We start from the raw sequence: 19,321 nt of genomic DNA, 5'->3' as shown, positions 1-19,321 counted from the left end.
TTACTCGGCAACCTCGGTCACACCCACGAGGATATCACGGATTTCGGCTTCTTTGATGTCGTCATGCTCGGCAATCACGACCAGGCGCGAGCGGCGCTCTTCACCGGGCTCCCACGGGCGGTCGTATTGGTGACGAACCCGCGCGCCGACAGCCTGAACCAGCAGGCGCATCGGTTTGCCAGCGACGGCGGCATAGCCTTTGACGCGCAGGATATTCAGCTCAGTCGCAAGACGTTCGATTCTGGCTACCAGTTCCGCAGGGTCGGTCTGTTCCGGCAACTCGACGATGATGCTCTCGAAATCGTCATGCTCATGATCGTGATGGCCATCGTGATGTGACGGGCGCGCGTCCATGTCATCTTCGACGGCAGCCTCAAGGCCAAGCACGACACGTACGTCGACGACACCCTCGGCGACCTCGACAACGGGAAGCGGCCGCGGTGCCTCGGCGGCGATGATCTGTTTGGCTTTCGCGACACCTTCGGGACCTGCTAGATCGGGCTTGGTCAGCAGGATGATATCCGCGCACGAGATTTGATCTTCGAACACCTCGGACAAGGGTGTTTCGTGATCGATCGAGTCATCAGCCAGCCGTTGGGCATCCACCGCTTCAACGTTCGGAGCAAAGCGACCGGCGGCCACAGCCTCGGCATCGGCCAGCGCAATCACGCCATCAACGGTGATTTTCGAACGGATATCAGGCCAATCAAATGCTTTCAGCAGCGGTTTGGGCAGTGCAAGGCCGGATGTTTCGATCAGGATGTGATCCGGGCGCGGTTCCAGCGCCATCAGCGCCTCGATGGTCGGGATGAAATCATCAGCCACGGTGCAGCAAATGCAGCCGTTTGCCAGTTCCATGATGTTTTCCGCAGGGCAATCCGGTATCGCGCAGGATTTTAGAATGTCACCATCAACACCCACATCGCCAAACTCGTTAACAACAATCGCAAGACGCTTTCCCTGCGGGTTCTGCATCAGATGACGCACCAGCGTGGTTTTGCCCGAGCCCAGAAAGCCGGTGATCACGGTGACGGGAAGTTTTTCTAGGTTCGACATGATCTCAGCCTCCAATCGGGGGAATGCGCGAGGCGCAGTTTTTGCGGAAATGTTCAGGACGGTCGCGCCACTTCACCAGACCATCGTCTGTGGCCAGATACTTGGTCACACCATCGATGATGACATCGACGTGATCGATTTCGTTCAGGTTCTCGTAAACAAAGGTCCAGCGATCCGGCCCGCCCCGAAGAACGATGGAACAGCCCTGATCGCAGTTCGAAAGGCATTCGACAGGTTTCAGAATGATGCCATCTGGCAGGGCAGCCTGTTCCAAGGCCTTGTGCAACAATGTGCCGGGACGCTCAGCGTCATCCTCGACGGGCAGACCCCGGCGGCAAGTCGTGCAGACCAGTAGTTCTACCGGTGCGGTCTCGGTCATGTCTCTCATCCCCCCAAATCCTCTTCGCGGGGGACGGGGTTTCATGCGGGCACCACGTCTGCACATGGACCCGACACCGGAACACCCCGCCCGGTTTCAACTTCGGGTGTTGGCAGGTCTCCCGGCTTGCGGATGCCAGAGCGGTTGCTCTGTCGGATGTCCCGCCTTCCCGGCACAGGCCAGTGGCATTGGGCATCCTCTCCGGTCACGGTCGCGGGGGCGGCTGCGTTTGGCGGATGAACCGTTGACGCATTCCCTTTTCATCGGCTGTTGCCGACACCAACGTCCGGGACATGCGGCACCGCCGGCCCGCTTGTCAAGCGGTTCGCGCGCAACAAATAAGCCAAGGTGAAAAAAGCGACCTGTAGGCGTCGTTCGGCGGCATGAAGTGCGTGTTCGGTATGTGGTCGCATGACGGGAAAACGACGAACTTGGAGATGCGTCATATGAAAGTGGGATTTATCGGTCTGGGTAACGTTGGCGGCAAGCTTTCGGGATCCCTTTTGCGCAATGGCATTGACCTGACTGTGCATGACCTGAACGCAGATCTGGTGGCCGAATTTGTCGCCAAAGGCGCAAAGGCGGCAGAAGGGCCCGCCCAGCTGATGCGCGATTGCGATGCGGTGATCACCTGTCTGCCGTCTCCGGCAGCATCGGACGCAGTCATGAAGGAGATGTTGCCCGAAGTGGGCCCCGGCAAGATCTGGATGGAGATGTCGACCACAGACGAAGCCGAAGTCAAACGCCTCGGTGCCGAAGTCATTTCACGCGGCGGTGCAGCTGTGGATTGCCCGGTTTCTGGCGGGTGCCACCGTGCCGCGACGGGCAATATCTCGATCTTTGCGGGCTGTGACCGGGAAACGTTTGAACGAATTCTGCCGTTCCTGACGACAATGGGCCGCCGGGTTTTGCACACCGGCGAGCTGGGCTCGGCCTCGGTGCTGAAAGTGATGACCAACTATCTTGCCACTGCCAACCTGATTACCTGCGCCGAAGCACTGGTTACAGCAAAGGCTGCGGGGATGGATCTGAACACGACCTATGAGGCGATCAAAATCTCGTCCGGCACATCCTTCGTGCACGAAACCGAAAGTCAGGTCATCCTGAACGGGTCGCGCGATATTTCCTTCACCATGGATCTGGTGAAGAAGGATATCGGTTTGTTTCAGGAGGTCGCCGACCGCGCCGGGGTGCCGCTGGAAATAAACCCGGTGATGATCAACATCTTTAACGATGGTATCGCACGATATGGCGAACGCGAGCTTTCACCAAATATTATCAAACGGCTGGAAGAGGCAACCGGCCTGGATATCACCGCCCCGGGCTTTCCAGCCGAAATGACGGATGATGAACCGGAAGAGCCGGGATACGAGGTTGTGCCACAAGGGCGCGCCTGAGGGTAAGGCAAACACCAGACTACATCGCGCCCCGTGAACGAGCAGGGGTAGGCAGGTGTTCCGAAAAAACACGCCATATCTGGCCCGCAGTTCGACAGAATCGCGGGCCATGAACGTCTGAAAATACCAAGCGTCACACGCGCGTACTGCGGGGCCAAGTCAGCGATTAGGATGTAGTTGGAGGCGAGTACCGGAATCGAACCGGTGTACACGGATTTGCAATCCGCTGCGTCACCACTCCGCCAACTCGCCTTTTCAAGTAAAATCAAATACTTGCCGTGGTGTGACTGGGTTTTTAACAGCTTTCCTCTGGGGCGTCCAGTGGATTGCGCGCGAAATTGCCGGCAAGATCGAAATTTGCCGACGTCCACGCCCAAGGAGGTGATCAAGATTCAGGTTGCGGCAACAGGGGCGTTGCTGGAAGGTTCAGGATATGGCACAAGCCCGACATCTTTGGGAATGAGACGAGATATCCAATGACTGACTTCGCAGCCCGGCGCCGCACAATGGTTGATACACAGATCCGCCCCTCTGACGTCACCAAGTTCCCGATCATTGAGGCGATGCTGAGTGTTCCGCGGGAAAGCTTCGTGCCCGATTCTCAGCGCGAGGCGGCCTATGTGGACGGCCTGATTGATCTGGGTGACGGGCGCAGCATGCTGGAGCCGCGAACCCTGGCTAAAATGCTGGACGTGCTGAACATATCCAAGGATGAGATGGTCCTCGATATCGCTCCGGCAATGGGATATTCCACGGCTGTCACCGCGCGGATGGCTGAGTTGGTTGTGGGTGTTGAAAGCGACGAAACCCTTGCAGCCGAGGCGCAAAGCCTCTTGGCCGAAGCTGACGTGCACAACGCTATTATCCACGTCGGCGCGCTGGAGCAGGGTGTGGCAGAACACGGCCCCTATGATGCGATCATGGTGCAGGGCGGTGTCGAGCAGGTGCCCAATGCCCTGTTGGATCAACTCAAGGATCACGGTCGGATCGTGTGTCTGTTTGTCAACGGCAACCTGGGTACAGTTCGGATTGGTCGAAAAACCGGGGGCCGCGTCAGTTGGCGTGATGTGTTCAATGCCAATGCGCCGGTTCTGGAAGGTTTTTCGGCAGAGTGTGCATTTTCGCTATAGTCCGCCGATAGATTTTTCTATCACCTTGATTAGTTGAAAAGAAGGCCGCAAACTGCCTGTAGGGCAGTGTAATTTCGTTTGAGAGGATTTTGGTATGCGTGGTTCGGCGACAGGTAAGCTGGTCAGGGCGTTTGCTGTGACCGCAGGACTTGCCATGAGCGTGATGCCAGGGCGTGCAGCGTGGGCAGACAACATAACGGATGCGTTCATCGGCGCGTATAACACCAGTGGTTTGCTTGAGCAGAACCGGGCGTTGCTGCGAGCGGCGGATGAAGATGTGGCCATTGCGCTTTCCGCGTTGCGGCCAATCATCAACTGGACCGTGCAGGTCAGCCAGGATTACACCCGTTCGCGGGTCAATAACGTCGTGACGACAAACGAGCCGTCGCGGTTCTTTTCGGGCCTGACGCTGAGCCAGCTTTTGTATGATGGCGGCGCGTCGGTGCTGGGCAAGCAGTCGGCGCAGGAAACGGTGCTATCGACCCGGCAAACCCTGATCGATATCGAACAACAGGTTCTTATCCGCGCAGCAAATGCCTATCTGGGCGTCCTGTTGCAAGAAGAGACCGTGGCGATCCGCCAGAACAACGTGGATGTGTCGGCAGAGGAACTTAGGGCGTCGAATGACCGCTTCGAAGTGGGCGAAGTAACCCGGACGGACGTCGCATTGTCCGAAGCGCAGCTGGCAAGCTCTCAGGCGGATCTGGCTGTGGCACGCGGTGAATTGAGCATTGCGCAGGCCGAATACGTGAACGCGGTCGGAAAGGCACCGGGGCGAACGGCTGGTCAGCCGAGCCTGCCCAATCTGCCGCGTTCCGAAGCTGAAGCTGTGAACCTGGCGCAACGCAACCACCCGGCCATTCTGTCGGCGCAGCATCAGGTCAGGGCGTTTGATCTGGTCGTGCAGCAGCAACGGGCAAACCTTGGGCCGAATGTCAGCCTGAATGCCGATGCTGGCGTGTCCGAGCGTTATGACAACAATGACTATGTGAACGACGCCACCGTGTCGCTGAACTTCACACAACCCATCTACGCGGGTGGCCGGTTGGCGGCAAATGTCCGCCGCGCAATGGCCAGCCGGGATGCCTCGCGCGCGAATCTTCTGAACGTTCAAAAGAACATCACGCAGGGTGTGACCGACCGTTATGCGGCGTTTCAGGCGGCCAGCGCCAGTCTGAGGGCGTCAACCGAGCGCGTTAACGCCTCGCAGGTGGCGTTTGATGGCATCCGGGAAGAAGCAACTCTGGGCGCGCGAACAACTCTGGATGTATTGAATGCGCAGCAGGATTTGCTGGATGCACAGCTGGCAGAAGTCGCTTCGCGCACCGAACGGTCACGGGCTGCCTATCAGTTGTTGCAGGCGCAGGGCCTTCTGACAGCCGAGCGTCTTGGGCTGGCGGTGCAAATCTATGATCCGACTTTGTATTACAATCTGGTCAAAAATGCGCCGGCACAGGTCAGCAAGCAAAGCAAGGATCTGGATCGCGTTCTCAAAGCATTGCGCCGGGACTGATCGCCAATACTATCTGTTGTGAGGCGCGGATTGTTTGGCTACACTCGATCCAAGGATAGAGCGGTAGAGAACAATGTCTGATAATGTCGTGAAAGCAGGGATCGAAGACGTTCTGTCTTCGGTCAAACGTCTGGTCAGTGAAGACAGTCGTGATAAAACCGTCGCGGATCAAACGACTAAGGCACGCAAGCCGGGGCGGCTGGTGCTTACAGATGCTTTGCGGATCAGCACACCAGATCAATTGGGGGTGATTCCCGCTAAAGCTGTATCAGAAGCCGAAGTTTCAGATGCTGCGAAGCCGATGTTGCTGCGCACCTGCGACATCGTTCAGACGGGTCAACCCGCGAACGCCGACCGGGACAAGCCAGAAACAGCCGAGACGAAACGCGCCGCGGCGGATGATGCAACAAGCAGCCTGAGTGCAAAGATCGAAGCGCTGGAAGCGGCCATTGCGCAAACAGAAGATCAGTGGGAACCGGACGGTGACAGCCAGGATGCATATTCGGGCACACCGTCTCACGCGCTGCCATGGGATGTCGAAGAAGAATTTGCCGCTGCGATGTCGATTGATGCTGCCGGTGGTGACGAACCAGAGGCGGTTCAGCAGGACGAAGGTGCACCTTATCAGGCGGAATTCATCCGGTCGTCTCAGGCTGTTGTGTCTGATGCTGATGCCGAAGAACCTGATTCCGACGAAAACGTCAGGACGATCGACATGGATGAAGACGCTCTGCGCACCCTGATCGCAGAGGTTGTCCGCGCCGAGCTGCAAGGAACGATGGGTGAGCGGATTACACGAAATGTGCGCAAGATGGTCAGGCGAGAGATCGCCCGCGCTCTTGCGGCTCAGGATCTGGAGTAACTCTCAGCCACGGTGCGGGGGCTGCGCGAGGCTGAGCAGCAGGTCAAGGTCCATGTGGCGCTCCAGATGATCGGCCAGATCGTCCAGCGCCTGCTCGACGCCGTCCTCATAGGACAGGTCCGAGGTCACGCCTAACGCTAACAAATACCGCGCCCGGAATGCGTCGGACGAAAAGATACCGTGCAGATAGCTTCCCTTGATCCGCCCGTTTGCGCTGGCCGCGCCTTCAGGGCGGCCTTCGACCTCAAGCCATGCATTGGTGCAATCCGGCCCGTTTGTGTGGCCCATGTGGATTTCGTATCCGGTGACTGGCTCTCGGTCCGGCAACGCATGGGCCGTACGCAGGACAACTTGCTTTTGTCCTCCCATGACTGTGTCCACATCCAGCAACCCCAACCCGTCGACCTTACCCGGTCGACCGTCTACGCCATCGGGGTCGGAAATGGTCTTGCCCAGCATCTGAAAGCCACCACAGAGACCCAGCACATGCCCGCCGCGCCGAACATGACCGTACAGGTCGATGTCCCAGCCTTGTGCACGGAAATAGGCCAGATCTCCGATGGTGGATTTGCTGCCCGGTAGCAAAACCAGATCGGCATCGCCCGGCAATGCGCGTCCGGCCGGAATGATCTCGACACTCATACCGGGTTCGGCCGACAATGGATCAAGGTCGTCGAAATTCGCCATCCGTTCAAGCTGTGGCACAACAACCTTGCAGGTGCCGCCTGTGTGAGAACGGATGTCCATCATATCTTCGGCCGGTAGCTTCCAGGCGTCATGAAACCATGGCACGACCCCCAGACAGGGCCACCCAGTACGAGAGGCAACATCATCGCGCCCTTCGTCAAAAAGGGACACATCGCCCTTGAACCGATTGACGGCGAAGCCCCGAATTCGCGCAAGATCGCCGTCGTCCAGAACCGCCTGAGTGCCAACGATCTGTGCGATCACACCGCCGCGGTGAATGTCGCCGACAAGTATTACAGGTATGTTCGCAGCGCAGGCAAAGCCCATATTGGCGATGTCACCCTTGCGCAGGTTTGTTTCGGCCGGGCTGCCCGCCCCTTCGATCAGAACCAGATCCGCGTCGTTGCACAGCCGGTCAAAGCTTTCCAGTGCGGCGCTTAGCAGTCTGGATTTATCCTTGCGGTAATCACCGGCTTTCATGGTGCCCGCGCGCTGCCCCTGAACAATGATCTGCGCGCCGGTATCAGTTTCAGGTTTTAACAATACAGGGTTCATATCCGTATGCGTCGCCCGCCTTGCCGCCCGTGCCTGAAGGGCCTGTGCGCGACCGATTTCCCCACCGTTTTCTGTAACAGCAGCATTGTTCGACATGTTCTGCGGTTTGAAGGGCGCAACCCGAAGACCCCGCCGTGTAAAAGCCCGCGCAAGCCCCGCCACCAGAACGGATTTTCCGACATTGCTGCCGGTGCCTTGAATCATGATGGCGCGAACCATGGATTGTCTCCTACCTGTCAAGGCGCAGATGACCTGATTTGGGCGGGCAGGGGAAGCCCCGAACTCATCCTGACGCCCGGGATCGTGGTGGGATACGCATAGAAAAACGCGCTCTGATGGCAGAGCGCGTTTTTTCTGAGTTGAAACAGCCTTGGATCAGGCAGCTTCAGCCTGCTGAGCGGCATTGCGACGCTCGCTTTCTTCACGCGACAGCGCGACCGAGGTCCGCACGCCACGGCCAACGAACTCCATCAGTCCGCTGACAACCCGCTCGTTCGGGTCGATTCCCGCGCAAGACAGCACTTCGCGTCCATCGCGCGAGCGCGCCCAACGGGCGATTTGTTCCGGGCCATTGCCATACTTCTTGTCATCGGCAATGGCGTCATCGAGTGCGGCCAACACAACGGCCGCGAAAAGTTTGCGAGCACGATTGCCTTGTTCGTTGTTAAAGGCAGTGCCGTCAACGAAATCTCTCATCTCGTCTTCCTTGTTTTTCTTGCTCTTGCAATTTTCGGCGTGACGGTCCTTATGACCGATAAAGTGCGATTCGGATACAGCTAATATGCATAGTTGCGTTGCGTCACTTGCATATCTCGCTGCACTTGCAGCACTAGGTTTGGTTGTCTTGTCAGGTATGTTCCCGCCAGATATAGGAGGCGCAACTGACGCATCAACCGTTTGTGAAGGAATTATGTAATGCCCAAGATAAATGGGAACGAAATTCGCCCCGGCAATGTGCTTGAGCATAACGACGGCCTTTGGGCCGCGGTCAAGGTTGACCATGTGAAGCCCGGCAAGGGCGGCGCTTTCGCGCAGGTCGAACTGCGCAACCTGCGCAATGGTTCGAAACTGAACGAACGGTTCCGCTCGGCTGACAAGGTTGAGCGTGTGCGCCTTGAACAGAAGGATCAGCAGTTCCTGTATGAAACCGATGGCATGCTGGTCTTCATGGATGCTGAAACATACGAACAGATTGAACTGCCAGCGGATTTGCTGGGCGAGCGTCGTCCGTTCCTTCAGGATGGCATGACGATTGTTGTCGAATTCTACGAAAGTGAAGCGCTGAACGCGACGCTGCCGCAGAAAGTGACCTGCAAGATTGTCGAAACCGAGCCGGTCGTCAAAGGTCAGACCGCTGCGAACTCGTTCAAGCCTGCAATTCTGGACAATGGCGTGAAAGTCATGGTGCCGCCGTTCATCGGTCAGGATGAAATGATCATCGTGAACACCGAAACGATGGAATATTCCGAACGCGCGTGACGTTTCGTCGCTTTTAATGTCAGACCGCGCAAGCAGCTGCTGCGCGGTCTTTTTTATGCACTGTTGCGGTACCGGTAATGCGCGGGGTCCGGGCCGAATAGTTCCAGCATCAGCTCGTATTTGATGCGGTTGGCACTGACTTGTCTGTAGAAGGCGATCAGGAACGCGGTCGGGCCCTGTATCCGGCCAAGCCCGCTGGTCGCGGCCACCACCGTGCCGACATCGGTCTTTCCCTGCAGCACCAGATAACCGCCCAACATCAGAATACCTACGGTTCCGGCGCCGTTGATTACGCTCAATAGGAACTTGGCCGAAAGCTTCCAAAGAAACATGCGCCGCCTTGTGTCATAGATGTCGTCGAACAGGGCATTGATATCCCGCTCGACGGCATCGATATCCTCGGTGGTCAGCCTATCAGTGGCGCTGCGCAAAAGGCGGACGCGTTCGGCGACGAACGTGTTCACTTTGCGTTGCGACACCAGAACGATAATGATCTGGGGCACAATCATGGAAAACGCGATAAGGCCAAGGCCTGGCTGCGTTGAGGATATGTACCCGATCACGCTGACCAGCGTTCCAACCTGAACCACCGGGTCCGAGAACGCGCCCCCTGCGAACTTGCCCAGCTCCTCAGCCTCGGCTGAGATGGCGGTCGTCATGGTGCCCTTGCGCAGATTTTCACCCGTTTCCTTCAGGTCGGTCGCGCGCCAGAGCAAGCGTTGCCGGATCAGCCGGATCATATCTTCGCCCAATGTACCCGCGCGAAAACCCAGAACCCATTTCAGTGCTAGGCTTAGCAGGATGACAATCATCATGCCGATGCCCAGCAGAACCAGCGTTTCGACATGAAGATCGTTGGACGTAAGGTGGTTGACAATATCGCGTTGAAATTCAAGCGGAACTGCGGCAAGCCCGGCAATGGCAATGGATAACAGGATGAGTATAATCTGCCGTCCGGCGCTGGCGCGCCAAATCGCGGAATAAAGCTGAAACATGCGGGTATCCGTGTTGCCCCTGTGCCGACACATTGGCAGGGCTGGGTAACGGGTTCAAACTTTACGAAACATACGGCGGATAAGGCCGTGCCGATTTGGCAACAAGTTATTCTTGGTCCGTCAGGCGAACCACGACGTCTCCGGCCAACATGTCTGCATTCGCACGGTCAAAGCGCAGATACGCGATTCCGTGTCCGCCTGATTGCGTGAACAGGGTGCCGACAGGTTTGCCGTTTGCGGCAATCTCAGTCCCCACCGGAACCGAGCCTTCGACAAAGACCCGCCGCAAGCCTTTGCGTAATTCTGTCTTGTGCTTCATGCGCGCAGTCACTTCCTGACCGACATAGCAACCCTTTTTGAAGTCCACGCCGTTCAGCGCCTCGAACCCGGATTCGAGGATATAACTGTCTGGCGTCAGTTCGACCCCAGCCTCGGGGATGCAGTGTCGAACGCGCAGCGCGTCCCAGTCGGTTCCGTCATCGCCTTCCGAAGCTGTCGAGTAATCGCGCCAACCCATATCCGGGTGACGAGGGTCAGGAAGGGCGGTGTCCGGTGCTGGCCCAGTGCCGCGTTGCAGATGTAGATCCGTGCCTTCGATTACTACATCCGCCCGGAGTTTGTACATGTTCAGGCGCTTGATCAGGTCATTTGCAAAAGGCTCGGCCACGTCCAGCAGCACTCCACCGTCATCGCGTTTCAGAAAGAAATCGGCCAGATACTTGCCCTGTGGAGTAAGCAACGCCGTATAAACAAGCCCATTGCCCAGCCCCCGAACGTCATTGGTGACAAGGTCCTGCAAAAAGTCTTCGGTGTCCGAGCCGGTCAGGCGCAGGATGCGGCGGGTGAGCATGGCTTGGTCCTCGTCATTGCCTTTGGCCTCGTGATATAGGAAGTCCCGCAGTCAAGACCAGAGGTTATCGGACGTGCCCGCACCCGTCACTGTAGTGATTCCAACCTTGAATGCCGCCGGTTCCTTGCCTGCGTGCCTTGAAGCCCTGATGGAAGGGGTGCATTCCGGGCTGATCAGGGACCTGATCGTCAGCGATGCAGGCTCAACAGACCAGACGTTGAGAATTGCAGAAGATGTTGGCGCGCTTGTTCTGAAAGGTGAGCCGTCGCGCGGCGGTCAATTGCGCCGGGGGTGTGCGCAGGCTGATGGTGAATGGTTGTTAATCCTTCATGCCGATACCGTGCTGCAACAGGGATGGGCCGAGAGCGTAAGCGCCCATCTACCCTCCAACGCACCAGCTGCGTTTCGGTTGGCTTTTCGCGCGCGTGGGTTTGCGCCGACCTGGGTGGCCGGATGGGCCAATTTGCGCAGCAGGCTGTTCGGTTTACCGTACGGAGATCAGGGGTTGCTGGTTCCGCGTGATGTCTATCTGGCGGCTGGTGGGTATCCGGACCAACCCTTGATGGAAGATGTGGCGCTGGTGCGCGCATTGCCACGGATCGCAATACTCGAGTCGCGCGCCTTTACGAGCGCGGAGCGCTATGAACAGGCAGGTTGGACTCGACGGGGCATGCGGAACTTGTGGACACTTCTGCGCTATTTTCTGGGGGTTGATCCACAGGTGTTGGCGCGGGGCTATCGACGTTGAGCGCCCGGCGCAATTCGACCAAAGATTTTCCCAGTCGAAACGGGGCAGCAAAGCTAACAAGACAAAGCGCCACGATTTGCAGAACCAGAATATGGGCATTGGCCTGCAGGTATTCCCATTCGTCCTTCAACTTGCCGACCTGCTGGATCAGATCGTCATAGCTTTGTGCCAGGATCTGATAATCTCCGGCAATCGCGGGTACCTTACGGCGCATGTTGTCGATGGCCACCTGAGTTTTGTCGTCCAGAGACGTGAATACGAGGAACTGGTCGATATTGAAAGCATCAGCTTTTGCCGTCATATCCCGCAGCTCGTCCATTTCATCTTTGCCCTGACTTCCGAACAGGAAGTGCAGGCCCTGCAGGGGGGCCACTTCGTTGGTTACGGCGATGAACAGGGGCAATTCCGAGTTGCTGGCAGTTGATGCCGACAGGAATTCAACCTTGTCGCACAGCACTGCCGTGTCAGGATCGTAAGCAGGGTCGCAGAAACGCAGACGAAACCGTGCGGCATCCCGGTCGAATGCCAATGTTGCGGCGTAGGCTACATCAATCTGGCGATCCAGTCGCGAACTGTCCGACGTATAAAGCCCCGCCAGAACAGCCACCAATGCGCCGATGCCACCCAGCACGACCCAGACCAGATCGGCCAGTTTCCATGCCCTGTGCCCTGCTGGCTTGCGGAACAAAAAGGCGGTGCCGATCGATCCTGACAGAAAAAACAGGATTAGCAGGGGCAATTGGTTGTCTGTCACAAAACTCATGTGCCCGATCTTAGAACGTGATGCGCGTCCTGCAACCGGGATCACGTGCAGTTGTAACTTCTTACCGGGCACAAGGGTGCAGGACGAGACCGGAAACGGCTTGCGGACACGTCCCCAACAGTGGCGGTAATTTGACCACTGGAATCCGGCTTGACAAAAATCCCGGTTTTGGCAGACACCACGCCCAAGTGAAATGGGGCCAAAGACCCTTTTTACGCACGAATTCTGCGGGAAAGGTTCGGGTATGACCCTGTTCGTCATTCTGATTATTCTGTCGGCGGCGCTGCTGCATGCCGTATGGAATGCCATCGTGAAAACGGCAGCGGACCGCACCACCATGCTGGGTCTGGTCGCGTTGGGTCAGGTCTTGCCGGCGGCGGTTATGGTGATGGTGCTGCCGCTGCCGAACACGCAGAGCTTTGTCTATATCCTGCTCTCGACCGTCGTGCATTTCGGCTATTACTTCATGCTGGGCAAGGCCTACCAGCATGGCGATCTGAGTGTGGTTTACCCCATAGCACGCGGGATTGTTCCGGCACTGGTCTCGCTTTGGGCGATGGCGCTGGTGGGCGAAGTTCTGCCCTGGCAGGCTTGGGGTGGGATCGCCTTGATCGCAGTTGGCATTCAGCTGAGCAGCTGGGCGGCGCTGCGTTCGGGTGTCGGGCGCAGCGCGCTGGGATTTGCGCTGGGAACCGGGTTCTGCATTTCGATCTATTCGGTGGTTGACGGGATTGGGGTGCGGCTGTCAGGCAATACGCTCAGCTATTGGGCGTGGGGGGCCTTTCTGCACCTGTTCATTGCAGGGTTTATCGGGGTCAGGAAACGCGCCACCCTGAAAGACCTGCCAGCCAGAATATGGACGACGGGCCTTTTAGGCGGGCTGGTTTCTATGACAGCGTATGGTCTGGTGCTTTACGCCAAGAACTTTGCGCCGCTGGGGGCGGTTTCGGCCCTGCGGGAAACCTCGGTCATCTTTGCGGCGCTGATCGGGTTCATTTTCCTGAAGGAAGGCAACTGGATGCGACGCCTGGGCGCCGCGGTCCTCATGGCGATTGGCGTCGCGCTGATCGGCACGGCGGTCTGATCCATTCTCTGAGCCACGGCGAGACGCGTTATCCGGCTGCGCCTTCTGATTGAAGCGCCCGGAAATACCGGATCGTTGCATCCAACCCTTCCTTCAGCTGCACCGTAGGCTCCCAGTTCAGAAGGGTCCGCGCCAGCGTGATATCGGGCTGACGTTGTTTTGGGTCATCCTCGGGCAACTCCCTGAAACTGATGGGGGTTTCCGCGCCAACAAGCGCCTGCACCTCGCGGGCCAGCTCGTTCATCGAGAATTCGTTGGGATTGCCCAGATTGACCGGGCCGGTGACCTCCTTGCCGGTGTCCATCAGGCGGATGAACCCTTCGATCAGATCATCCACGTAGCAGAATGACCGGGTCTGCGTGCCGTCGCCAAAGATGGTGATCGCCTCGCCCGTCAGGGCCTGCATGATGAAATTCGACACAACGCGCCCGTCGGCGGGGTGCATTCGGGGGCCGTAAGTGTTGAAGATGCGGGCGACCTTGATCTCAAGCCCCATCTGACGGTGATAGTCGAAGAACAACGTCTCGGCGCAGCGCTTGCCCTCGTCATAGCACGAGCGCGGACCAACCGGGTTGACGTTGCCCCAATAGTCTTCGGTCTGCGGATGGATCGTCGGGTCACCGTAGACCTCAGACGTCGAAGCCTGAAAGATCTTGCATCTCAGACGTTTCGCCAGACCCAGCATGTTGATCGCGCCGTGAACGCTGGTCTTGGTCGTCTGCACCGGATCGTGCTGGTAATGCACGGGCGAGGCGGGGCAGGCGAGGTTGTATATCTCGTCCACCTCGACGAACAGCGGGAAGGTCACATCGTGGCGCATGAACTCGAAGCGCGGGTTGTTGTGCAGATGGTCGATATTGCGCTTGGTGCCGGTGAACAGGTTGTCGACGCACAAAACCTCATGCCCCTGATCCAGAAGCCGGTCGCACAGATGCGAGCCCAGAAATCCGGCCCCACCGGTTACGAGAACACGTTTTCGACTGTCATAAAGGCGGGCCATTGCAAATCCTTAATCGCTAAATCCAAGCCAGCTTGTCACGGGGAAGCCGGGTCTTGATCTGATTAGTAAACCGAAGGGATTTGAATTGCAGTAGATTTTGGTTTTTTGAGGGCGCGTGTGGTGGTGGTGGGTCTTCCGCCCAGTCAATGCTTGATGCGAGGCATCAAGCACGCGCCCGCCCCGCCCACATGGGCGGACATGTTTCAAAGTTTACTTCGGTCGATCTCGGGTTTGTAGTAAGCACGAATGACGTAAGGTCTGTTTCTACATTGTTAAATTATTTTTGTTGATTTTTATTCAAACTTTTTACCCAGATTTCCGATCTAGGGTGGAAACTTCCCCATACTGTTTTGTGGATTCTCGTCAAAAACAACCATCGAATGAACGTGGTCTGTCTAGTGGTTTTAAAGGGAATGAACGTTGAGACAAGAAACAGAGTTGAGAAAAATAAAACAGCCAACGAAGCTATTGCAAGGCTCTTGTGTAAAGGGACTGAAGTGTTGTCGACAATTGTGTGAAGTGAACTTTCAAAAACAAAATAGAAGGCCGCGGCAGCAGGCGTCATAATAGCGAGTATGATCAGGCCAAACATAGCCGATCTTACCTTGTGCGCTAATCTCGAAGGTTCAAGAAAAATATCGTGGTATGGAGGCGCAATGAAGTCATCCAACTCAACGTCATTCAGAAAAACTAGCATCTCGTAGTCAGTTCGGAAGCGGCCAAAATAGTTTCTAAATGCGGCTGAAAATGCTATAAGCTGACTTGTTGTGATCAGTGCAATGCACACTGAAAACCACAAAATAGAGGATATAAATAGCAAGTATACTGCGGGGATTGAGAACGAAAAAAAAGTCGTTTTGATACTTAGTATGCCGCTAGATGCTGACGCTATGAACGCAGCCGCAACCACTACAAAGGTCGCGGATGCCTTTGCAAGTTTTAAGTTTGATGCAGCCATCTGCGTTTTTAACTTTGGATAGGCGTCAATTGGTTCGCCGCCATTCTTGGCGTAGTGTTGGAGCGCTTTTTTAAACCGGTGTTTGTAGAATGTTATTGACGAAATGCGTGGAGTGGACCTGTTAGCCATCAAACATCCAGCTCCTCCACAAACCGCGCGTTTTCCTGAATGTACTGGAACCGCAGTTCGGGCTTTTTGCCCATCAGACGCTCGACCAGATCACCGGTTTCGCCGGGTTCATCCTCGTCGATGGTGACCCGGATCAATTTCCGGGACTTGGGGTCCATCGTGGTCTCTTTCAGGTCCTTGGCGTCCATTTCGCCCAGACCCTTAAAGCGGGACACGTCGATCTTGCCCTTGCCGCCCAGACCTTTTTTCAGCCATTCGTCGCGCTCGGCCTCGTCCAGACAATAGACGCGTTTGGCGCCCTGGGTCAGGCGATAGAGGGGCGGGCAGGCCAGGTACAGGTGGCCCGCGTCAATCATTGGGCGCATCTGGGTAAAGAAGAACGTCATCAGCAAGGACGCGATATGCGCCCCGTCCACATCCGCGTCTGTCATGATGATGACCTTGTCATAGCGCAGGTCGTCAACGTTGAACTTGGTGCCAAGCCCGACACCCAGCGCCTGCGTCAGATCGTTGATCTCGGCATTTGTGCCCAGTTTCGAACTGGCCGCGCCCAACACGTTCAGGATCTTGCCGCGCAGGGGCAGCAGGGCCTGTGTTTTGCGGTCACGACCCATCTTGGCAGAACCGCCCGCAGAATCGCCCTCGACGATGAATAATTCCGTGCCGTCGCGTGTTGAACTGGAACAGTCCACCAGCTTGCCGGGAAGACGAAGTTTCTTAGTGGCGGACTTGCGTTGCGTTTCCTTCTCGGCCCGACGGCGCAGGCGTTCTTCGGCCCTCAGGATGAGGAAGTCGAGGATCGCGCCGGCGGATTTCGTATCAGCCGCCAGCCAGTTGTCGAAATGGTCGCGGACCGCGTTTTCGACCAGCCGCTGCGCCTCGACCGTGGCCAGACGGTCCTTGGTCTGGCCCACGAATTCCGGCTCGCGGATAAAGCACGACACCAGCGCGCAGCCACCTGTCAGCAGGTCGTCGCGGGTGATCTGCGCGGTCTTCTTGTTGTTGATCAACTCGCCATAGGCCTTGATCCCCTTGAGGATCGCAGCCCAGAATCCAGCCACATGGGTGCCGCCTTCGGGGGTGGGGACGGTGTTACAATAGGATTGGATGAACCCGTCACGCGACGGTGTCCAGTTGATCGCCCATTCGACCTTGCCGGGGGTGCCGAATTTCTCGTTAAAATCCACGGTGCCCGCAAAGGGTTGCTCGGCATAGGTGGACGAGCCGTTCATCGTCTCTTTCAGGTAATCCGACAGGCCGCCGGGAAAGTGGAACGAGGCCTCAAGCGGGGTTTCACTGTCATCGATGGCGGTTTTCCAGCGGATTTCGACGCCCGAGAACAGATAGGCCTTGGAACGGATGGATTTGAACAGCCGCGCGGGTTTGAACTTGTGATGGCCAAAGATGTCCGGGTCGGCGTGGAAGGTCACCGTTGTGCCGCGCCGGTTCGGGGCCGCGCCAACCTTTTCGACCGGGCCAAGTGGGATACCGCGCGAGAAACGTTGTTCATATAGCTGCTTGTCCCGCGCCACCTGCACGACCATCGAATCAGACAGCGCGTTCACCACCGACGCACCAACCCCGTGCAAGCCACCCGAGGTCTGATAGGCCTTGCCCGAGAACTTGCCACCCGCGTGCAGGGTACACAGGATCACCTCCAATGCGGACTTGCCCGGAAATTTCGGATGCGGGTCGATCGGGATACCGCGCCCGTTGTCACGGACGGTCAGGGCGTAGTCGGAATGCAGCTCGACCTCGATCCGGTTGGCAAAGCCTGCCACCGCCTCGTCCATCGAGTTGTCGAGGATCTCGGCCAACATATGGTGCAGCGCACGCTCATCCGTGCCGCCAATATACATGCCGGGGCGTTTGCGAACCGGTTCCAGCCCTTCGAGCACCTCGATCGAGGAGGCGTCATAGGTAGAAGTGGCGCTGGGCGTCAACAGATCTTCGGGCATGGGTGCTGCTCTTGTTTTTGGGTTTCCGCCATTATGGCAGGTGATGTGGTCCGGGGGAAGAGGGACGCGAGGTGTTGTGCGTTTTCTGTCAAGCCGCTTGCAATCCGTGCAGATAACCAGTCCTTTGATCCCGGTAAAGCGGAGGTGAATAAATGAGCTGGATCAGAACCGTTCCGTTCGAAGACGCGACTGGAAAGTTGAAGAAACTCTACGAACGCGTGACCGGGCCGAACAATAACGTAGACAACATCATGATGGCACACAGCCTTCGACCGCATTCGATGGAAGGCCATATGGCCATGTACAAGGCAGTGCTGCATCATTCGGGCAACAAGATACCGAAATGGTTTCTGGAAGTGCTGGGGGTTTGGGTCAGCTCACTGAACCGGTGCGGGTATTGCGTCGAGCATCACTTTGCAGGTCTTCAGCGCTTGCTGGGTGATACGGTGCGTGGCAACGCGATCAGGGCAGCGATTGAGGCGCGCGATCCCTCGGCTGCACCGCTGGATGCGGCGCAAATGGCTGCGATGGATTATGCCCGCAAGCTGACCGAAGCGCCGGGCGATCTGGTCGAGGCGGATGTCAGCGCCCTGCGCGACGCGGGGTGGGATGATGGCGAAATCCTAGAGATCAATCAGGTTTGCTCCTATTTTTCATATGCAAACCGGACGGTTCTGGGGCTTGGGTGCTCAACCGATGGTGATGAGTTGGGGTTGTCGCCGAACAACTCTGACAACCCTGACGATTGGGGGCACCGGTAAGGTGCTACAGATATCGTTGGTGCTGCGACAAAGGCTGCCTGGCTTGCCGTTGCGCGCGGGTGGGGCCTGATTACGTCAGGCCAGTCCATTCCAGAATGGCCTGCGCCACGGCCCGCGGGTTTTGATGATGCAACCAATGATCGGTCCCAGGGATCGTGACACGGGTGAGGTGGGTGGCAAACGCCTCCAGCCCCTCAGTGGCTTCCGGTAAAAGGGCTTTGTCATCCGGCCCCCAGATCAACAAGTGCGGACACCTGACATGCAACCGGTCGAGCGGCAGGTCGGGCAGGTCTGTCGCGGGGACACCGGGTTTGGCGACAACCAACGGAGAGGCTCTGTACCAGTTCAGCATCGCCTGCAGCCGACCGGGTCGGGCCCATTCAGTGCGGTAGTCGGCCATGCGAGCTTCGGTCAACCAGTCCAGCCCCATACCATGGCGAAAGAACTGTTCCAGCATCGCAAAGTTGTTTTCGAACAGTTTTTGTGCGGCATCGGGTGCTCGCAGCAGATTGATATATTGCGAGGCTGTGGATTGTGCGCCACCCAAGGCCATCGCGCGTTGAAACGGCACCGGATGTACGCCGTTTGCAATGATTAACCGATCAACGAGTTCCGGGCGGAACATGGCAACGCCATAAGCCACCGATGCGCCCCAGTCGTGACCCAGCAGCGCAACAGGCGCGCCGCTGGTTTCAATCAGTGCGGCCATGTCTGAGACCAGTTGCGACAGGGTATAGTTCTGCACCCCTTCGGGACACCAGCTTTGGCCATAACCGCGCTGGTCCGGAGCAATACAATAAAAGCGTTCGGCCAGATGAGGCGCAAGATCGGCCCAGGCACCGCTGTATTCGGGGAAACCATGCAGCATCAATAATGGTGGCGCGGCTTTGTCGCCCCATGTCTTGACGTGGAAAGAATGGCCGTTCAGCTTGAAAAAAGACGTCTGCATTGGAACAAGGGATCCGCGCTGGAAATCATGGGTTTTTGAGGCATCTATTTGACACCAATCAAAGCGCA

At 57.3% G+C, this 19,321-nt stretch carries 18 protein-coding genes, 1 tRNA gene, 1 pseudogene and 1 riboswitch; of the genes and pseudogenes, 8 read left to right on the top strand and 12 right to left on the bottom strand.

Annotation, left to right across the window (positions count from 1 at the left end; genetic code table 11):
* Together cobW and ACR0M3_RS04200 are read right to left on the bottom strand one after the other, a co-directional pair.
* Positions 1–1,056, bottom strand: a complete 1,056-nt coding sequence (gene cobW / locus ACR0M3_RS04205; RefSeq protein WP_480484222.1) for a cobalamin biosynthesis protein CobW — start codon at positions 1,054–1,056, stop codon at positions 1–3.
* A 4-nt stretch (positions 1,057–1,060) separates the two neighbouring features.
* Positions 1,061–1,435 carry a DUF1636 family protein gene (locus tag ACR0M3_RS04200; RefSeq protein WP_480585076.1) on the bottom strand — a complete coding sequence of 125 codons (375 nt, stop codon included), beginning with the start codon at positions 1,433–1,435 and terminating at the stop codon, positions 1,061–1,063.
* Between the two features lie 94 nt (positions 1,436–1,529).
* Positions 1,530–1,734, bottom strand: a riboswitch (cobalamin riboswitch).
* A 102-nt stretch (positions 1,735–1,836) separates the two neighbouring features.
* Between ACR0M3_RS04200 and ACR0M3_RS04195 the strand changes: the two genes are divergently transcribed.
* Positions 1,837–2,832 carry an NAD(P)-dependent oxidoreductase gene (locus ACR0M3_RS04195; RefSeq protein WP_480484275.1) on the top strand — a complete coding sequence of 332 codons (996 nt, stop codon included), beginning with the start codon at positions 1,837–1,839 and terminating at the stop codon, positions 2,830–2,832.
* Positions 2,833–3,010: 178 nt separating this feature from the next.
* On the opposite strand, the gene ACR0M3_RS04190 is transcribed toward ACR0M3_RS04195, so the two are convergent.
* A tRNA-Cys gene (locus ACR0M3_RS04190) sits at positions 3,011–3,084 on the bottom strand.
* A gap of 224 nt (positions 3,085–3,308) precedes the next feature.
* Between ACR0M3_RS04190 and ACR0M3_RS04185 the strand changes: the two genes are divergently transcribed.
* From ACR0M3_RS04185 to ACR0M3_RS04175, 3 genes are all read left to right on the top strand, one after another.
* Positions 3,309–3,962 (top strand): protein-L-isoaspartate O-methyltransferase family protein, encoded by a 654-nt coding sequence (locus tag ACR0M3_RS04185; RefSeq protein ID WP_480909809.1) that lies wholly within the window; start codon positions 3,309–3,311, stop codon positions 3,960–3,962.
* Positions 3,963–4,056: 94 nt separating this feature from the next.
* Entirely contained in the window at positions 4,057–5,475 is a 1,419-nt protein-coding gene (locus ACR0M3_RS04180) for a TolC family outer membrane protein (RefSeq protein WP_209503355.1), read from the top strand.
* A gap of 73 nt (positions 5,476–5,548) precedes the next feature.
* Positions 5,549–6,337: a hypothetical protein gene (locus tag ACR0M3_RS04175; RefSeq protein WP_480909808.1), complete on the top strand. Its 789-nt coding sequence runs from the start codon at positions 5,549–5,551 to the stop codon at positions 6,335–6,337.
* Positions 6,338–6,340: 3 nt separating this feature from the next.
* Here the strand turns inward: ACR0M3_RS04175 and ACR0M3_RS04170 are convergent, their stop codons facing one another.
* On the bottom strand, positions 6,341–7,798 hold the full coding sequence (locus ACR0M3_RS04170; RefSeq protein WP_480909807.1) for a cobyric acid synthase: 1,458 nt from the start codon (positions 7,796–7,798) through the stop codon (positions 6,341–6,343).
* A 156-nt stretch (positions 7,799–7,954) separates the two neighbouring features.
* Complete coding sequence (locus ACR0M3_RS04165) at positions 7,955–8,275, bottom strand: DUF6280 family protein (protein ID WP_037310273.1); 321 nt, start codon at positions 8,273–8,275, stop codon at positions 7,955–7,957.
* Positions 8,276–8,494: 219 nt separating this feature from the next.
* Between ACR0M3_RS04165 and efp the strand changes: the two genes are divergently transcribed.
* A complete protein-coding gene (efp, locus tag ACR0M3_RS04160; protein WP_209503361.1) occupies positions 8,495–9,058 on the top strand; it encodes an elongation factor P in 564 nt (187 codons plus the stop codon).
* 53 nt (positions 9,059–9,111) lie between these two features.
* Here the strand turns inward: efp and ACR0M3_RS04155 are convergent, their stop codons facing one another.
* Together ACR0M3_RS04155 and ygfZ are read right to left on the bottom strand one after the other, a co-directional pair.
* Positions 9,112–10,053 carry an ABC transporter transmembrane domain-containing protein gene (locus ACR0M3_RS04155; RefSeq protein ID WP_480909806.1) on the bottom strand — a complete coding sequence of 314 codons (942 nt, stop codon included), beginning with the start codon at positions 10,051–10,053 and terminating at the stop codon, positions 9,112–9,114.
* A 106-nt stretch (positions 10,054–10,159) separates the two neighbouring features.
* Positions 10,160–10,903: a CAF17-like 4Fe-4S cluster assembly/insertion protein YgfZ gene (gene ygfZ / locus ACR0M3_RS04150; RefSeq protein WP_480564086.1), complete on the bottom strand. Its 744-nt coding sequence runs from the start codon at positions 10,901–10,903 to the stop codon at positions 10,160–10,162.
* Positions 10,904–10,976: 73 nt separating this feature from the next.
* On the opposite strand from ygfZ, the gene ACR0M3_RS04145 reads away from it, so the two are divergent.
* A complete protein-coding gene (locus ACR0M3_RS04145; RefSeq protein WP_480538169.1) occupies positions 10,977–11,651 on the top strand; it encodes a TIGR04283 family arsenosugar biosynthesis glycosyltransferase in 675 nt (224 codons plus the stop codon).
* A gap of 7 nt (positions 11,652–11,658) precedes the next feature.
* Here the strand turns inward: ACR0M3_RS04145 and ACR0M3_RS04140 are convergent.
* A pseudogene (locus ACR0M3_RS04140) lies at positions 11,659–12,414 on the bottom strand (hypothetical protein); the annotation flags it as partial.
* Positions 12,415–12,658: 244 nt separating this feature from the next.
* Here ACR0M3_RS04140 and ACR0M3_RS04135 point away from each other — a divergent pair.
* Positions 12,659–13,498, top strand: a complete 840-nt coding sequence (locus ACR0M3_RS04135; RefSeq protein ID WP_480909805.1) for an EamA family transporter — start codon at positions 12,659–12,661, stop codon at positions 13,496–13,498.
* A 28-nt stretch (positions 13,499–13,526) separates the two neighbouring features.
* Here the strand turns inward: ACR0M3_RS04135 and ACR0M3_RS04130 are convergent, their stop codons facing one another.
* The 3 genes from ACR0M3_RS04130 to parE all read right to left on the bottom strand — a co-directional run bounded on the left by ACR0M3_RS04130 (position 13,527) and on the right by parE (position 17,543).
* Positions 13,527–14,498, bottom strand: a complete 972-nt coding sequence (locus ACR0M3_RS04130; protein ID WP_480909804.1) for a UDP-glucuronic acid decarboxylase family protein — start codon at positions 14,496–14,498, stop codon at positions 13,527–13,529.
* Between the two features lie 277 nt (positions 14,499–14,775).
* Positions 14,776–15,585, bottom strand: a complete 810-nt coding sequence (locus tag ACR0M3_RS04125; protein ID WP_480909803.1) for a hypothetical protein — start codon at positions 15,583–15,585, stop codon at positions 14,776–14,778.
* Complete coding sequence (gene parE, locus ACR0M3_RS04120) at positions 15,585–17,543, bottom strand: DNA topoisomerase IV subunit B (RefSeq protein WP_480909802.1); 1,959 nt, start codon at positions 17,541–17,543, stop codon at positions 15,585–15,587. Before parE ends, ACR0M3_RS04125 begins: the two co-directional genes overlap by 1 nt.
* 152 nt (positions 17,544–17,695) lie before the next feature.
* On the opposite strand from parE, the gene ACR0M3_RS04115 reads away from it, so the two are divergent.
* Positions 17,696–18,304 carry a carboxymuconolactone decarboxylase family protein gene (locus ACR0M3_RS04115; protein WP_480564101.1) on the top strand — a complete coding sequence of 203 codons (609 nt, stop codon included), beginning with the start codon at positions 17,696–17,698 and terminating at the stop codon, positions 18,302–18,304.
* Between the two features lie 70 nt (positions 18,305–18,374).
* Here the strand turns inward: ACR0M3_RS04115 and ACR0M3_RS04110 are convergent, their stop codons facing one another.
* Positions 18,375–19,253, bottom strand: a complete 879-nt coding sequence (locus ACR0M3_RS04110) for an alpha/beta fold hydrolase (protein WP_480909801.1) — start codon at positions 19,251–19,253, stop codon at positions 18,375–18,377.
* Positions 19,254–19,321: the final 68 nt, after the last annotated feature.

This window comes from Ruegeria sp. O5 (assembly GCF_056535105.1).
The sequence above is the reverse complement of the archived record's forward strand: the minus strand, read 5'-3'. Positions and strand labels throughout refer to the sequence as shown.

Bases quoted from the DNA above. Each gene is read 5' to 3' on its own strand.
- ACR0M3_RS04110 (WP_480909801.1), bottom strand. From the start codon at position 19,253: ATGCAGACGTCTTTTTTCAAGCTGAACGGCCATTCTTTCCACGTCAAG.
- ACR0M3_RS04155 (WP_480909806.1), bottom strand. From the start codon at position 10,053: ATGTTTCAGCTTTATTCCGCGATTTGGCGCGCCAGCGCCGGACGGCAG.
- ACR0M3_RS04135 (WP_480909805.1), top strand. From the start codon at position 12,659: ATGACCCTGTTCGTCATTCTGATTATTCTGTCGGCGGCGCTGCTGCAT.
- ACR0M3_RS04115 (WP_480564101.1), top strand. From the start codon at position 17,696: ATGAGCTGGATCAGAACCGTTCCGTTCGAAGACGCGACTGGAAAGTTG.
- ygfZ (WP_480564086.1), bottom strand. From the start codon at position 10,903: ATGCTCACCCGCCGCATCCTGCGCCTGACCGGCTCGGACACCGAAGAC.
- ACR0M3_RS04165 (WP_037310273.1), bottom strand. From the start codon at position 8,275: ATGAGAGATTTCGTTGACGGCACTGCCTTTAACAACGAACAAGGCAAT.
- cobW (WP_480484222.1), bottom strand. From the start codon at position 1,056: ATGTCGAACCTAGAAAAACTTCCCGTCACCGTGATCACCGGCTTTCTG.
- ACR0M3_RS04180 (WP_209503355.1), top strand. From the start codon at position 4,057: ATGCGTGGTTCGGCGACAGGTAAGCTGGTCAGGGCGTTTGCTGTGACC.
- ACR0M3_RS04125 (WP_480909803.1), bottom strand. From the start codon at position 15,585: ATGGCTAACAGGTCCACTCCACGCATTTCGTCAATAACATTCTACAAA.
- ACR0M3_RS04175 (WP_480909808.1), top strand. From the start codon at position 5,549: ATGTCTGATAATGTCGTGAAAGCAGGGATCGAAGACGTTCTGTCTTCG.
- ACR0M3_RS04170 (WP_480909807.1), bottom strand. From the start codon at position 7,798: ATGGTTCGCGCCATCATGATTCAAGGCACCGGCAGCAATGTCGGAAAA.
- ACR0M3_RS04195 (WP_480484275.1), top strand. From the start codon at position 1,837: ATGTGGTCGCATGACGGGAAAACGACGAACTTGGAGATGCGTCATATG.
- ACR0M3_RS04185 (WP_480909809.1), top strand. From the start codon at position 3,309: ATGACTGACTTCGCAGCCCGGCGCCGCACAATGGTTGATACACAGATC.
- ACR0M3_RS04130 (WP_480909804.1), bottom strand. From the start codon at position 14,498: ATGGCCCGCCTTTATGACAGTCGAAAACGTGTTCTCGTAACCGGTGGG.
- efp (WP_209503361.1), top strand. From the start codon at position 8,495: ATGCCCAAGATAAATGGGAACGAAATTCGCCCCGGCAATGTGCTTGAG.
- ACR0M3_RS04200 (WP_480585076.1), bottom strand. From the start codon at position 1,435: ATGACCGAGACCGCACCGGTAGAACTACTGGTCTGCACGACTTGCCGC.
- parE (WP_480909802.1), bottom strand. From the start codon at position 17,543: ATGCCCGAAGATCTGTTGACGCCCAGCGCCACTTCTACCTATGACGCC.